This window comes from Pseudomonas sp. AC239 (assembly GCF_979258545.1).
Window position 1 is genome coordinate 4,289,208 of record NZ_OZ409864.1, and the last position, 12,477, is coordinate 4,301,684.

General features: G+C 61.2%; 12 protein-coding genes. 3 read left to right on the plus strand and 9 right to left on the minus strand.

Translation table 11 applies throughout. From position 1 onward, the window contains the following. Positions 1 to 184 precede the first annotated feature (184 nt). From ACZ0AZ_RS19600 to ACZ0AZ_RS19610, 3 genes are read right to left on the minus strand one after another with little or no spacing between them, the layout of a single operon-like run. Positions 185 to 1,366: an acetyl-CoA C-acetyltransferase gene (locus ACZ0AZ_RS19600; RefSeq protein ID WP_463537945.1), complete on the minus strand. Its 1,182-nt coding sequence runs from the start codon at positions 1,364 to 1,366 to the stop codon at positions 185 to 187. Between the two features lie 11 nt (positions 1,367 to 1,377). Beyond that, positions 1,378 to 2,043 carry a CoA transferase subunit B gene (locus tag ACZ0AZ_RS19605; protein ID WP_039762320.1) on the minus strand — a complete coding sequence of 222 codons (666 nt, stop codon included), beginning with the start codon at positions 2,041 to 2,043 and terminating at the stop codon, positions 1,378 to 1,380. 24 nt (positions 2,044 to 2,067) lie between these two features. Next, the gene (locus ACZ0AZ_RS19610; protein WP_039762322.1) at positions 2,068 to 2,766 is read right to left on the minus strand and encodes a CoA transferase subunit A; all 699 of its coding nucleotides are present in this window, start codon (positions 2,764 to 2,766) and stop codon (positions 2,068 to 2,070) included. A 284-nt stretch (positions 2,767 to 3,050) separates the two neighbouring features. Between ACZ0AZ_RS19610 and ACZ0AZ_RS19615 the strand changes: the two genes are divergently transcribed. Further along, the gene (locus tag ACZ0AZ_RS19615) at positions 3,051 to 3,947 is read left to right on the plus strand and encodes a LysR family transcriptional regulator (protein ID WP_039762324.1); all 897 of its coding nucleotides are present in this window, start codon (positions 3,051 to 3,053) and stop codon (positions 3,945 to 3,947) included. A gap of 19 nt (positions 3,948 to 3,966) precedes the next feature. Here ACZ0AZ_RS19615 and ACZ0AZ_RS19620 read toward each other — a convergent pair whose 3' ends face one another. The 6 genes from ACZ0AZ_RS19620 to ACZ0AZ_RS19645 form a co-directional block, all read right to left on the minus strand. Next, positions 3,967 to 4,809, minus strand: a complete 843-nt coding sequence (locus tag ACZ0AZ_RS19620) for an NAD-dependent protein deacetylase (RefSeq protein WP_039762325.1) — start codon at positions 4,807 to 4,809, stop codon at positions 3,967 to 3,969. A 54-nt stretch (positions 4,810 to 4,863) separates the two neighbouring features. Then, a complete protein-coding gene (locus ACZ0AZ_RS19625) occupies positions 4,864 to 5,910 on the minus strand; it encodes a class I SAM-dependent methyltransferase (protein ID WP_039762328.1) in 1,047 nt (348 codons plus the stop codon). Between the two features lie 149 nt (positions 5,911 to 6,059). Then, positions 6,060 to 7,130 carry an NAD(P)/FAD-dependent oxidoreductase gene (locus ACZ0AZ_RS19630; protein ID WP_463537946.1) on the minus strand — a complete coding sequence of 357 codons (1,071 nt, stop codon included), beginning with the start codon at positions 7,128 to 7,130 and terminating at the stop codon, positions 6,060 to 6,062. Beyond that, positions 7,093 to 9,276, minus strand: a complete 2,184-nt coding sequence (locus ACZ0AZ_RS19635; RefSeq protein WP_463570725.1) for a hypothetical protein — start codon at positions 9,274 to 9,276, stop codon at positions 7,093 to 7,095. The genes ACZ0AZ_RS19630 and ACZ0AZ_RS19635 overlap by 38 nt, the downstream gene beginning before the upstream one ends. 219 nt (positions 9,277 to 9,495) lie before the next feature. Beyond that, entirely contained in the window at positions 9,496 to 10,806 is a 1,311-nt protein-coding gene (locus tag ACZ0AZ_RS19640; RefSeq protein WP_463537949.1) for a sensor histidine kinase, read from the minus strand. Further along, positions 10,803 to 11,543, minus strand: coding sequence for a response regulator (locus ACZ0AZ_RS19645; protein WP_039762337.1), 741 nt, complete (start codon positions 11,541 to 11,543; stop codon positions 10,803 to 10,805). The genes ACZ0AZ_RS19640 and ACZ0AZ_RS19645 overlap by 4 nt, the downstream gene beginning before the upstream one ends. Before the next feature lie 296 nt (positions 11,544 to 11,839). Between ACZ0AZ_RS19645 and ACZ0AZ_RS19650 the strand changes: the two genes are divergently transcribed. Together ACZ0AZ_RS19650 and ACZ0AZ_RS19655 are read left to right on the plus strand one after the other, a co-directional pair. Then, entirely contained in the window at positions 11,840 to 12,103 is a 264-nt protein-coding gene (locus ACZ0AZ_RS19650) for a DUF2790 domain-containing protein (protein ID WP_016775158.1), read from the plus strand. 33 nt (positions 12,104 to 12,136) lie between these two features. After that, complete coding sequence (locus ACZ0AZ_RS19655; protein WP_130000184.1) at positions 12,137 to 12,475, plus strand: hypothetical protein; 339 nt, start codon at positions 12,137 to 12,139, stop codon at positions 12,473 to 12,475. Positions 12,476 to 12,477: the final 2 nt, after the last annotated feature.

Sequence of the window (12,477 nt, forward strand, 5' to 3'; positions counted from 1 at the left end):
GCTCGCTCCCACAGAGAAATGCGTTGAAGAATGTGGGAGCGAGCCTGCTCACGAAGGGGCCAGAACATTCACCGCCGATTTGGTACAGGCAAAAAGAAACCCGGTGCAACGCAAATCGCACCGGGTTTTTTGTTGCCAGCCAACAGCGGATGTCGTGGATCCGCCGTCAACCTTGAACTCTGTATCAGGCGCGTTCCAGCGCCAAAGCCACGCCCTGACCGCCGCCGATGCACAGGGTCGCCAGACCTTTTTTCGCATCGCGTTTGAGCATTTCGTGCAGCAATGTCACCAGCACGCGGCAGCCCGATGCGCCGATCGGGTGGCCGAGGGCGATGGCGCCGCCGTTGACGTTGACCTTGGCCAGATCCCATTGCAGGTCCTTGGCCACGGCCAGCGATTGCGCGGCGAACGCTTCGTTGGCCTCGATCAGGTGGAGCTGATCGATGCTCCAGCCGGCCTTGTCCAGGCAGCGGCGGGTGGCCGATACCGGGCCTATGCCCATGATCGCCGGGTCGACGCCAGCATTGGCGTAGGCAGCGATTTTCGCCAGAACCGGCAGGCCCAGCGCTTTGGCTTTCTCGGCACTCATCAGAATCACGGCAGCAGCGCCATCGTTCAGCGATGAGGCGTTGCCAGCGGTGACACTGCCGTCCTTTTTGAACGCGGGGCGCAGTTTCGCCAAGGATTCTGCGGTGGTATCGCCGCGTGGCTGCTCATCGACCTTGAACGCCACCGGATCGCCTTTGCGCTGGGGAATCAGGATCGGCGTGATTTCATCAACGAAGCGCCCGGCCTCGATCGCAGCCGCAGCTTTTTGCTGGGACGCGGCAGCAAAGGCGTCCTGCTGTTCGCGGCTGATCTGGTATTTGTCGACCAGATTTTCTGCGGTGATGCCCATGTGGTAATCGTTGAACGCATCCCACAGGCCATCGCTGATCATGGTGTCGACGATTTGCGCGTGGCCCATGCGCAGACCGGTGCGGGCGCGCGGCATGATGTAGTTGGACAGGCTCATGTTTTCCTGGCCGCCGGCAATGATCACCTCGGCGTCGCCGCAACGGATCGCCTGCGCGCCCAGATGCAGCGCCTTCAGGCCCGAACCGCAGACCTTGTTCAGGGTCATCGCCGGTACCGCGTGGGGCAGACCAGCCTTGATCGCGGCCTGACGTGCCGGGTTCTGCCCGGCACCGGCGGTCAGCACCTGACCCATGATCACTTCATCGACCTGCGCACCGTCGAGGCCGGTCTGCTCGAGCAACTGGCGGATCACCGCCGCGCCCAGATCGACTGCGGATACATTGGCCAGAGAGCCCTGAAAACTGCCGATCGCGGTACGCGTGGCGGCAACAATGACGACGTCTTGCATTTTCGAATTCCTCACTCGGCAGCGAACTGCATTTCCGGTACGTGATCCGGGACGATCAGTTTACCAGCGGTTTTGGCGACGATTTCTTCAACGCTGACGCCAGGCGCGCGTTCCTTGAGGACAAAAGCGCCATTTTCGATTTCCAGATAGGCGAGGTCAGTCAGCACGCGTTTGATGCAACCGGCGCCGGTCAGCGGCAGGCTGCATTTGGCCAGCAGCTTGGACTCACCGTCCTTCGATGCGTGGGTCATGATGACAATGATGTTGTCGGCACCGGCCACCAGATCCATGGCGCCGCCCATGCCCTTGACCAGTTTGCCCGGGATCATCCACGAAGCGATGTTGCCTTCGACGTCCACTTCAAAGGCCCCAAGGACGGTCAGGTCGACATGGCCGCCGCGGATCATCGCGAAGGATTCGGCGGAATTGAAGATCGACGCGCCGATTCGCGCAGTCACGGTTTGTTTGCCGGCGTTGATCATGTCGGCATCGATGGTTTCTTCGGTCGGGAACGGGCCCATGCCGAGCAGGCCGTTTTCCGATTGCAGCATGACTTCCATGCCTTCGGGGATGTAGTTGGCGACCAGGGTCGGAATGCCGATGCCGAGGTTGACGTAGTAGCCGTCCTGCATTTCGCGGGCGACGCGCTGAGCCATTTGTTCGCGGGTGAGTGCCATGTTGTTGTTCTCCGTAGGCCTGAATTATTTGCGGATGGTGCGCTGTTCGATGCGTTTTTCGAACGTGCCGCAAATGACCCGGTCGACGTAGATGCCCGGGGTATGGATTTGCGTCGGGTCGAGTTCGCCGGGTTCGACGATTTCTTCGACTTCGACCACGGTGATCTTGCCGGCGGTGGCGGCCAGCGGGTTGAAGTTCTGCGCGGTGTGGCGGTAAACGACGTTACCGAAATGGTCGGCCTTCCAGCCTTTGACGATGGCGAAGTCGCCGGTGATGGACTCTTCCATCAGGTACTTTCGCCCTTTGAATTCACGCACTTCCTTGCCTTCGGCAACCGGGGTGCCGACGCCTGTGGCAGTGAAGAACGCCGGAATGCCGGCACCGCCCGCGCGCATCTTCTCGGCCAGGGTGCCTTGCGGGGTGAGGATGACTTCGATGTCGCCCTTGAGCAGTTGCTCTTCGAACAGTTTGTTTTCGCCGACGTAAGAGGCGATGACTTTGCTGATTTGGCGGTCGGTTAGCAGCACGCCGAGGCCGAAGCCGTCGACGCCGCAGTTGTTGGAAACCACGGTGAGGTCACGGATGCCCTTGCGCTTGATCTCGGCGATCAGGTTTTCCGGAATGCCGCACAGGCCGAAGCCGCCGGCGATGACGGTCATGCCGTCTTCCAGCCCGGCCATCGCTTCCTCGTAGGAATACACACGCTTGTCGAAACCTGCCATAGGCACCTCTTTTATTATTTGCGGGCGGCTGGCTAGCCGAATGACTGGAGTGTCGCTCCGTGGGATATATTTGTTAAGTTGATTTTTACGGTTGATTGATTGATAAAACTCACCAGTGGCTTAGATGATCGTTCCCATGCTCTGCGTGGGAATGCCTCTAGGGACGCTCTGCGTCCAATGACGCGGAGCGTCACGGGCTGCATTCCCACGCAGGAGCATGGGAACGATCAGTAATCACGACTTGCAGCTTAAAGCTTGACGCTTGCAACTGGAGCAAAGCGACCATGACCATCAAACAGATCCGTGCCTTTCTCGCCGTCGCCCATAGCCTGAGCTTTGCCGTGGCTTGCGAGCGCTTGCACCTGTCGCAATCGGCGCTCAGCCTGACCATCAAAGCGCTGGAAGAGGGCCTGGGCGGTCGGCTGTTCAGCCGCAACACCCGGAATGTCGCGCTGACCCCGGAAGGCGAATCTCTGCTGCCGCTGGCGCGCCGGTTGATTGCCGACTGGGACAACGCCGAAGACGAAATGCGTCAGCGTTTCAGCCTGCAACGGGGGCGCGTGACGCTGGCGGCGATGCCTTCGTTCGCCGGCAATCTGCTGCCGCCGATCCTCAAGACTTTTCGCGCGCGTTATCCAAACGTCAACGTGACGGTCAATGACGTGATCAACGAGCAGGTGCTGGAAATGGTCCGCGATCGCCAGGTCGAGCTTGGCGTGGCGTTCGCGCCGATGCAAAGCACTTCGATGAACTTCACACCGTTGTATGTCGACCGTTTTGTCGCTGTGGTGCCAGCGGATTCAGCGTTGGCCGAGCGCTCTGATATCGACTGGCAAACCCTGCTGCAGGAACCGTTCATTACCCTGCAGCGGCCATCGACGGTGCGGGTCATGCTGGAAGAGCATCTGCAGGCGCGTGGAATGAAATTGCCGGTGGAATTCGAAAGTCACCAATTGGCAACGGTCGGCCGGATGGTGGCCAGCGGGCTCGGAGTCAGCGCGGTGCCGGCGTTGTGTGCGGGGCAAATGTGCGAGCTGGGCGCGCATTGTTTGACTTTGAATGATTCGGTCGAGCGGGCAATTGGTGTGTTGACCGAACCGGGCAATGAGCTGTCGGCGGCGGCGCAGGCCTTGTTCGATATTCTCCAGCAGGAAAACCTGAGTGAACGTCTATTTCCCTGATCTCCCCTGCAATAGAGTTTCAGGCGTCGAGTCGCTGTGCCAGCAACGGCAGCAGCGCTTCGCATGATCCTTCAATCTTCAAATCGAGCAGATCATCCGCGCGGGTCTTGCCCAGGTTGATCGCAATCAGCGGCTTGCCCCGTTCGGCGATGACCCGGCACAGGCGAAACGCCGAATACGCCATCAACGACGACCCCACCACCAGCAACCCCGCTGCATTCTCGGCAGCCGCCATCGCCCGTGCCGCCGTCGGCTGCGCCACGTTTTCGCCGAAAAACACTACATCCGGCTTCATCCGCTCACCTGCGCAATGGGGGCACTGCGGCACCTGAAAGCGCGCTTCAAATGCTGGATCCAGCAAGGTATCGCCATCCGGCGCCTGCATCGCGTCGACGCCTCTCAAATAGGGGTTCTGTGCTTCCATCTGCTGCTGGATCACATCGCGCTGGCTGCGCTGCCCGCAATCCAGACACAGCACACGATCCAGCCTGCCATGCAGTTCGATGACATCGTGGCTACCGGCCTGATCGTGCAGGGTGTCGACATTCTGCGTGATCAACGCGCTGATCCGGCCTCGCTGCTGCAGCGTCGCCAGCGCCTCATGCGCGGCGTTCGGCCGGGCCTGGCGCACGCGCGGCCAGCCGAGCATCGCCCGTGCCCAGTAGCGCCGGCGTGATTCCGGGGCGGCGAGAAACTCCTGATACATCATCGGCTGCCGCCCGCGACGGACGCCGTCGCTGTCGCGGTAGTCCGGAATCCCCGAGGGCGTGCTGATGCCAGCGCCGGTCAATACCAGAAAATTATCCTCGGCCATGGCCTGCAATAGCGTGTCGAAGTGTTCGCGGATCGGGCTGTCGAGCATGCTCAGCACTCCAGAATGGGCAGTGCCCGCAGGTTAGCACGCGATCCGCATCGGTTACTTGCGCGCCTCCAGAATCAGGTTGAACGGTGTCTGCGTGGCGCGACGGAACTGCTTGAAACCAGCCTCGGTGAATACCTTGCGCAAGCGCATTTCCCCGGCTTGTGCACCGAGCCCCAGGCCGACTTCCTGAGACAGCGAATTGGGTGTGCAGATAAATGTCGAGGCGGCGTAGAACAGACGCCCGACCGCGTTGAGATTGTCGTCCAGTTTGTCGTTGGCGAACGGTTCGACCAGCAACACCGTGCCATCGTCTTTCAGCGATGCGTAAGCATGCCGAGCAGCACCGACCGGGTCGCCCATGTCGTGCAGGCAGTCGAAAAAGCAAATCAGGTCGTAGTCGCCACGGGGGTAGTTTTTTGCCGTGCCCTCGAAAAATGTGGCGCGGTCGCCCACACCACCTTCTTCGGCGCGTTGCGTGGCGACCGTGACTGACGGCGCGTGGAAGTCGAAGCCGAAAAACTGCGATTTGGGAAACGCCTGAGCCATGATCACCGTCGAGGCGCCGTGGCCGCAGCCGACGTCGGCAACCTTGGCGCCGCGCTCCAGTCTGGCCACTACACCGTCCAGTGCCGGTAGCCATTCAGCGATCAGATGACCTTTGTAGCCGGGGCGGAAGAAGCGTTCTGTGCCGCTGAACATACAGGGGTGGTGATCGCCCCAGGACAGACCACCATTGCCGCGCATGGCTTTGACCAGTTTGTCTTTGTCATGGAAAAACGACGCCACCACGCCGAGTCCACCGGCGACGTACACGGGGGAATCTTCCACGGCGAGCGCCAGCGCCTGTTCTTCCGGCAAGCGAAACTGACCGTCAAGGTGTTCCATATAGCCCGATGCGGCATGGGCGCTGAGCCATTCGCGCACCAGGCGCGGATTGCAGGTGGTTTTGGCTGCGAGGGCTTCGGGGCTGATCGGTTGGCTGTCGGCCATGGCCCGGTACAGACCGAGCTCTTCGCCAACGATGACATTGGCCAGCATCGCCGCGCCACCCATGTCGTTGACCAGTTTGCCCATGAATTCGTTGAGCTTCGCCTCATTCATCACGTGTGCTCCTGAAACAGGATCACCGTCCGGCGGCGTTGAATGTCGAGGCAGGCGCCACCGGGCGGTGGTCACGGATAGGGGCAGGGCACAGCAGAAGTCCTGCGGCCCCCTCGACTGGGTAATGAATGAGTCTAGACTCCTTTTGCTCAATCAGTGCCCAGCCATCGGGGCGGGAACGGGTGTTGACCATAGAAACTGCGCAGCTGTGTCAGGTCGTGTTCATACCAGCAGCGCAGCCATCGCTGATACTGTGCTTGTGCGAGCGGTCGCAGTAGCGGTCGGAACCAGCCGTCGTGAATGGCTTGAGCGGCCTGCATGCCGCTCATCAACGCCTTGAGCACCCCGTGCGACGAAGCCGGGTCGAGCCGGCTTGCAGCATCACCCACAAGAAAGTACCCATCACCGGCCACAACCTCGCTTATGCGCCAGCTCACATCCGCACCGCGTATCGGGCCCGCCTGCGGTAATGCCTGCAGGTCTGCGGGCAATATTCGCAGGCAAGGATTTATCCCCGGCGTAGCCTCGGCTTCCAGCGTCAGGTGTGTCCAGTGCAGCAACTGTGCCTTGACCTGAGCGATCCAGGTCCAGCCATCAGGGGTAGCCAGCAAATGCGGATGGCTTGCGTAGGGCTCGCAGCGACCCTGCAAATAACCGTAGCGAGCCACCAACGCAGGAGAATCGATTTGTTCCGTCAGGTGCAGTTTACGGCCAAGCCAGCCGGTAGCTCCACTGGCGTCGATCAAATACGAGGCAGAAAGGCAGCCGCTGTCGGTCTCCACACCGATGACTCGGCGCCCATGGGTGAGCACCTGCTGCGCCCGACATGGCTGATACACCTCGACCCCCGTGGACGCCGCTTGCTGCAACAACGCCCTGTCCAATTGCGCGCGGCTGATATGGAAGCCGCGCCATGGGCCATTTGCATCCGTGCCGAAAGCGTTGAAACGCGCCGGGCCGTGCCAGTGCACCCATTGGCCTTCAAAGCGCAGAGTCGACGAGGCACCGAGCAGATCGGCGATGCCGAGCTGTCGCAATAACGGTTCGATCCCCGGATGCAGGCTTTCGCCGGGGCGGAATCGGGGAAACGCGTGCCGTTCGAGCAAAGCCACGCGCAACCCTCGGCGGGCACAACTGATGGCGCTGGCGCAGCCCGCAGGGCCTGCGCCAATCACCACAACATCAAAGTGTTTCATCAGCGATCTGCCAGGCCCCTGCATCCTGTTTCATCAGGATGGTATCGGCGCTGACGAACAACAGGACCTGTCGCTCCACTTCGACGTGACGCAATTTGAAATCATCATCGGCAGTGCTGACAGCCCCGCGCTTGTACATCGAAAAACGCTGCACCCAGCCCTCGAGAACAACGCCGGCTTCCTGCTGGGCCGTATCGAGTTCGTTGTCCGGTTGCTGCACCTCGAGAAACGACAGCAGCGGCCAGGCATTGCGCTGGGCGTTGTCATCGTCAGCGCCAAGCACCTGATAAACCCGATGCATCGAAACGACCCGCCGCTCATACGCGGGTTGTGATGTGCGGCCGGTCAGGCTCAGGGAAAAAAGCCCGTCCAGGGCGACCTGGGTGTAATCGGCGTGGGCATAGGCGTGGTACTGGGCAAACAGGCGATTGTCTTGAACGATGAGTTGCGGACCCGGCTGATCGTCCCAGGCAACGGCACCGTGCTGGTTAATTTCCTGATCGGTCAACGGGATGATGGTGTGCAGACTTGAACGTGGTTCGAAAACGCGCACCGAGTCCGGTGCCACCCCCGGCCAGAAGGAGCCCAGAGCCGCGCAGATTTTCGCATCTTCGGGAAACGGGCTTGCCATCTGATAGCCGGCCAACACATTGATCCATTGCGCATCGGAAGTTTTCTGTCGAATCCAGCCTACTTCCCAGCCCGGACCGAAAACCCCGGCGGCGCCGTCGGGCAGCGAGGAAGGTCGCGAACTCTGAGCGAGCGGCATTTGCGATGACGTGCGCAGGCGCGGTTCAGCCGAAGCGACAATCGCCGTCACCCCTCGATCCTTGTCAGAAAACAACTGATCCTTGAGATTCAGGTTGGCGCAATACCGCACGTTGGAAAGCGCTTCGAGGCGGGCGTGCCAAATGTCGGGATCGGGGAAAAGCGGCTCTTCGCGGACCCAGCGCAGCAGTTTGCGCTGACTGCACAGTGGGTAAAAATCCGGAGGGCCGATAATCGAATAGGCAGCCACCGTCGGCAGCAGGTCGTTGAGGACCGGGCAGTGTGGCCGAACCCATCCGTCAGCTGTCGCGTCTTGGTAGTGCAGGGCCTCATAACCGCCTGCACGCACCAGCGCTTCGACATCGGGGTGGTTGTTCAAATCATTGATGCTGCCGTCTGCGTCAACCTTGTGTCGGCCATGCACCATGCCGCCGGTGTTGGCTGGCATCAGAAACGATAGCGGTCGGCCCTCGAGTCTGGCGGGCTCGACCAGCCGTGCTTTCGGCTCTGGCAGCAGCAGGCCGGTGCCGAAATCCTCCACAGTTGCCCAGGCAGCCAGATCATCGGTCACGACAAAGGGCGGCTGGCTGATCTGCGGTTCCGCCCAGCCGGTGCCACTGTGACGTAAATGGATGTGCCGCAACTTCTCGTTGATCTGATGATTTTCCAGGGTCACCGCCAGTTGCAGGCCCGCCAGGCACTGGTCGCCATCGAACAGCTTGTGCAGCGGCACCCAGAAATCCAGCTCGGGATCGACGTCGGCCTGAAAGTCCATCGGCCCGAAGCGCTGCGCATCACCACGCAATTGCATGGCAATGTACGCGCTGTAGCGCACCGGCATGACCCGGATGCCATGGGCGTCGCCGTCGACAAAGGGCAGGAAGCATCGCTGTCTGGCGTCATACCGGGCAGGCATCGTGCCGACGCGGGCAATGCCGGTGCGCGAAAAGCAAAGATCGGCGTGTCGGCCGTGCACGGTGTCGGCCGCGCAGCGATATTCACTGGCAAAGGCCACTACCGCCAAGGGCGCGCCAGCGGCGGTCAGGCGCAGTTGATCGAGGGTGGGCGGGGCGATGCTGTAGACATAGTTCAGAACGGTTTCGATTTCGCCCTGAGTCGGCAACAGCAGCAGATCCGTTCCGGTTTCGTCGACGGTCACTTGCGGTGATGCCAGCGCGTGATACAGCAAGCTGCGCGAGGGCGCCGCCGCTTCGATTGCGCAGACTCCGTCGGGGTCGAAATCTTCGAATCCGCTCAGGCAGCGATTAACCGTCAGTGGTCGTCGCAGCTCGGCTGCCAGTGGCTCTGCCAACAGATCAAGGCCATGGGCCAACATCAGCGAACGCCAGCCGCCGGGCGCCAGCCGATGACATACCTGGGTGACGGATTCGAGCAGAGTCATGGCTGATCCTCGTTACGGTTCGCGAGCCGTCATCAAACAGCACAGGGCAGACGCCTCGCTACTGTCAGGTCTGACAGTAGCGAGGCGTCTGCGCATGCATAACCATAGGGGGCTTCGCCCGGGCGCAACAGTCGGGAAATTCCGGCGAGGTTGTAGGCAGATGCCTGCTGTTCGGATGGAAACAGCAGGGCGGCAGGAGGGAAATTTAAACAGTGGCTGTCAGCCGTGCAGCGGCAACTTCAGTTCAGCGCACAGCCCGCCGCCTTCACGATTGCTCAACAGCAGCGAGCCACCCAGCGCCATCGCCAATTGCTGGGCGATCGCCAATCCGAGCCCGGTACCGCCGGTGTCGCGATTGCGCGAGTTTTCCACACGGTAGAACGGTTCCAGCACCTGCGCCTGTTCGGCCTCGGCGATGCCCGGGCCGCGATCAAGGACTTTCACCGACAGGCTGTTGCCCTGCGCTTCGACCTGCAATTGCGCGGCGCCGGCGAATTTCAGGGCGTTGTCGGTCAGGTTCACCAGCACCCGACGCAGGGCTTGCGGACGGGTTTCGATTACCGCTTTGCTTTTGCCGCCGAGCTGAACGTCCTTGCCCATGTCCTGATAGTCGAAGACCAGGCTGTCAAGGAACGAGTCGAGATCGGTACGGCGGCTTTCTTCGGTGGCGCCATGAATGCTGCGGGCATACGCCACGCCTTCGCGCACCAGATGCTCGATCTCGCCCAGATCGCTGCTCAGTTTGTCTTTCTCGACCGAGTCGTCCATGAACTCTGCGCGCAATTTCATCCGGGTGATCGGCGTTTGCAGGTCATGGGAAATCGCCGCCAGCAGTTGCATGCGTTCTTTGAGGTAGGCGGCGATGCGCGTCTGCATTGCGTTGAAGGCCCGTGCGGCGTGGACCACTTCGGTCGGCCCTTGCTCGTCGAGTTTGATCGGGTGGGCGTTGGGGTCGAGGGTTTCCACCGCGTTTGCGAGGCGGGTGAGAGGACGGATGGCGATGCGCACCGCGAGCCAGGTGCAGAGGATCAGCAACGCCAGTTGGCCGAGCAGCACCACCGGCAACCAGGGCGACAACGGCACCATCGCCGGACGGATATCGATGGTCACCGGGCTGCCGTCGCTCAGGCGCAAGTGGCCCTGGAAATGTTGTCTCGGACCGCCGGGAACTTCGGTAAACACGATGGGATAAGTGTCGCCGATGGCGGCCGTAATCGAGGCGATCGCGACGGACTTTTCAGCCGAGGTCACCGGCATGCCCGGTTCCCCCTCATTGAGCAGGTAGCCGTAGTTGCGCCGGGCCAGACGCGGCAACCAGGCTTCGCGTTCGGCGGCGGGCAGGCGATCGAGGATCGCCATCGAGGTCGAGACGTCGGTTTCGAGGTTGCCGAGCATGGTGCTTTTCGCGCTCTGGTAACGCTCGTAATACTGCGCGCCGAACGACAGGCCCTGCGCCAGAATCAGCCCGATCAGAAAGATCAGCGACAGGCGCGAGGCGAGGGTACGCGGCCATTGCAGCTTGAGTTTCATGCCGACGCCCCGAGCAGTTCGACCGGCAACGAAAACACATAACCTTCACTGCGCACGGTCTTGATATAGGCCGGCTCGCGGGCATCGTCGAGCAGCCGCTGACGCAAACGACTCACCAGCAGATCAATGGAACGATCGAACAGATCGGCCTCGCGGCCCTGAGTCAGGTTGAGCAGTTGATCGCGGCTGAGCACTCGCTGCGGGTGGTCGAGAAATACCCGCAACAAGCGATATTCGGCGCCACTGAGAGCAACCATGGTGCCGTCACTGTCGAGCAGGTGCCGGGCCGAGGTGTCCAGTTGCCAACGACCGAACGCCAGCAGGCGTCCGGCTTCGGTGACCACCAGGTTCGGCGGCAGCATGCGCGTGCGGCGCAACACAGCGTTGATCCGCGCCAGCAGTTCACGGGCGGCGAAGGGTTTGGTCAGGTAATCGTCGGCGCCCATTTCCAGGCCGATGATGCGGTCGGTCTCATCATTGCGCGCGGTGAGCATCAGCACCGGCGTCGCCTTGTGTTTGCCGACGCGCAATTCGCGGCACAGCTGCAGACCATCGTCGCCGGGCATCATGATGTCGAGCACGATCAGGTCGACGGTATTGGCATCGAGAAAACTGCGCATCTGCCGGCCATCGGCGACGACTGTCGTGCGCAGACCGTTTTTCTTCAGGTAGTTGCCTACCAGTTCACGGATCTCGCGGTCGTCGTCGACGATGAGAATGTGATCGACATGTTCCATCGGTTCAAGCCTCTATAAAAGGGGAATGCCGTGCAGTCTATAGCGCCGTTGACCGCACGCCTGCCTGCCTTTGTATTGCAGTGTATCTGCCGCAACGGCGGATACACACCGACGCAAAATCACGATTTTTTCGGGGTTTTGTATCCCTGTGTATCTACACACTGCATGGATACACAACGAGTGATTCTCGTCCTTTCCTGACACAGACGCGATACCTCGAAGGCCTCAAATAGGCTCCATCGAGGCACACACAGACCGCCTCGGCTCAAACCCACTGAAGCCTTGAGGACTACACCATGAACAACAAATCCGTATTCGCCGCCTGCCTGTTCGCCGCTCTGAACATCTGCACCCTGTCGGCCCACGCCGAAGCTGACGTCAGCCGGCAAACCTACACCTACGGCACGCATCTGGATATCCAGAAAGTGCTGTCGATGACCGAGGACACTTCGGTGACCTGCGGCATCACCGAAGCGCGCATGACCTACCTCGATTCAGCCGGCAAAACCCGCGAGCTGGATTACAGCAAATTCGCTGACGGCTGCAACAACCAGAACTGAGTCACCCCCACTTTTTTTGCAAGGAGTTTTGCCATGAACAACGTCTCGCGCTTTCTGACCGCAGCCGCCTTCGCCTTCACCGGTGCCGCCGCTCACGCCAACAGTGCTGTAGAACAAAGCAGTTGCGCCAGCAGCACCTGTTTCCAGCTGACCACGGTAGCGAAGGAGGGCAGCGATGCCTTGATCGCAGCCGATGGCTCCAGCCGCACGCCGCAAGGCCAGATGGTTGCCGCTGATGGTTCCAGCCGTACACCGCAGGGACAGACGCTTGCCGCTGATGGCTCAAGCCGCACGCCGCAGGGCCAACTGGTCGCGGAGAACGGTGCCAGTCGCACGCCGCAAGGGCAGTTGCTCGACGGCCAGACCGCATGAGC

Excerpts from the sequence above, each read along its gene's own strand:
- ACZ0AZ_RS19625 (WP_039762328.1), bottom strand. The coding sequence starts at position 5,910 with ATGAATGAGGCGAAGCTCAACGAATTCATGGGCAAACTGGTCAACGAC.
- ACZ0AZ_RS19605 (WP_039762320.1), bottom strand. The coding sequence starts at position 2,043 with ATGGCACTCACCCGCGAACAAATGGCTCAGCGCGTCGCCCGCGAAATG.
- ACZ0AZ_RS19635 (WP_463570725.1), bottom strand. The coding sequence starts at position 9,276 with ATGACTCTGCTCGAATCCGTCACCCAGGTATGTCATCGGCTGGCGCCC.
- ACZ0AZ_RS19630 (WP_463537946.1), bottom strand. The coding sequence starts at position 7,130 with ATGCAGGGGCCTGGCAGATCGCTGATGAAACACTTTGATGTTGTGGTG.
- ACZ0AZ_RS19620 (WP_039762325.1), bottom strand. The coding sequence starts at position 4,809 with ATGCTCGACAGCCCGATCCGCGAACACTTCGACACGCTATTGCAGGCC.
- ACZ0AZ_RS19650 (WP_016775158.1), top strand. The coding sequence starts at position 11,840 with ATGAACAACAAATCCGTATTCGCCGCCTGCCTGTTCGCCGCTCTGAAC.
- ACZ0AZ_RS19645 (WP_039762337.1), bottom strand. The coding sequence starts at position 11,543 with ATGGAACATGTCGATCACATTCTCATCGTCGACGACGACCGCGAGATC.
- ACZ0AZ_RS19615 (WP_039762324.1), top strand. The coding sequence starts at position 3,051 with ATGACCATCAAACAGATCCGTGCCTTTCTCGCCGTCGCCCATAGCCTG.
- ACZ0AZ_RS19655 (WP_130000184.1), top strand. The coding sequence starts at position 12,137 with ATGAACAACGTCTCGCGCTTTCTGACCGCAGCCGCCTTCGCCTTCACC.
- ACZ0AZ_RS19600 (WP_463537945.1), bottom strand. The coding sequence starts at position 1,366 with ATGCAAGACGTCGTCATTGTTGCCGCCACGCGTACCGCGATCGGCAGT.
- ACZ0AZ_RS19640 (WP_463537949.1), bottom strand. The coding sequence starts at position 10,806 with ATGAAACTCAAGCTGCAATGGCCGCGTACCCTCGCCTCGCGCCTGTCG.
- ACZ0AZ_RS19610 (WP_039762322.1), bottom strand. The coding sequence starts at position 2,766 with ATGGCAGGTTTCGACAAGCGTGTGTATTCCTACGAGGAAGCGATGGCC.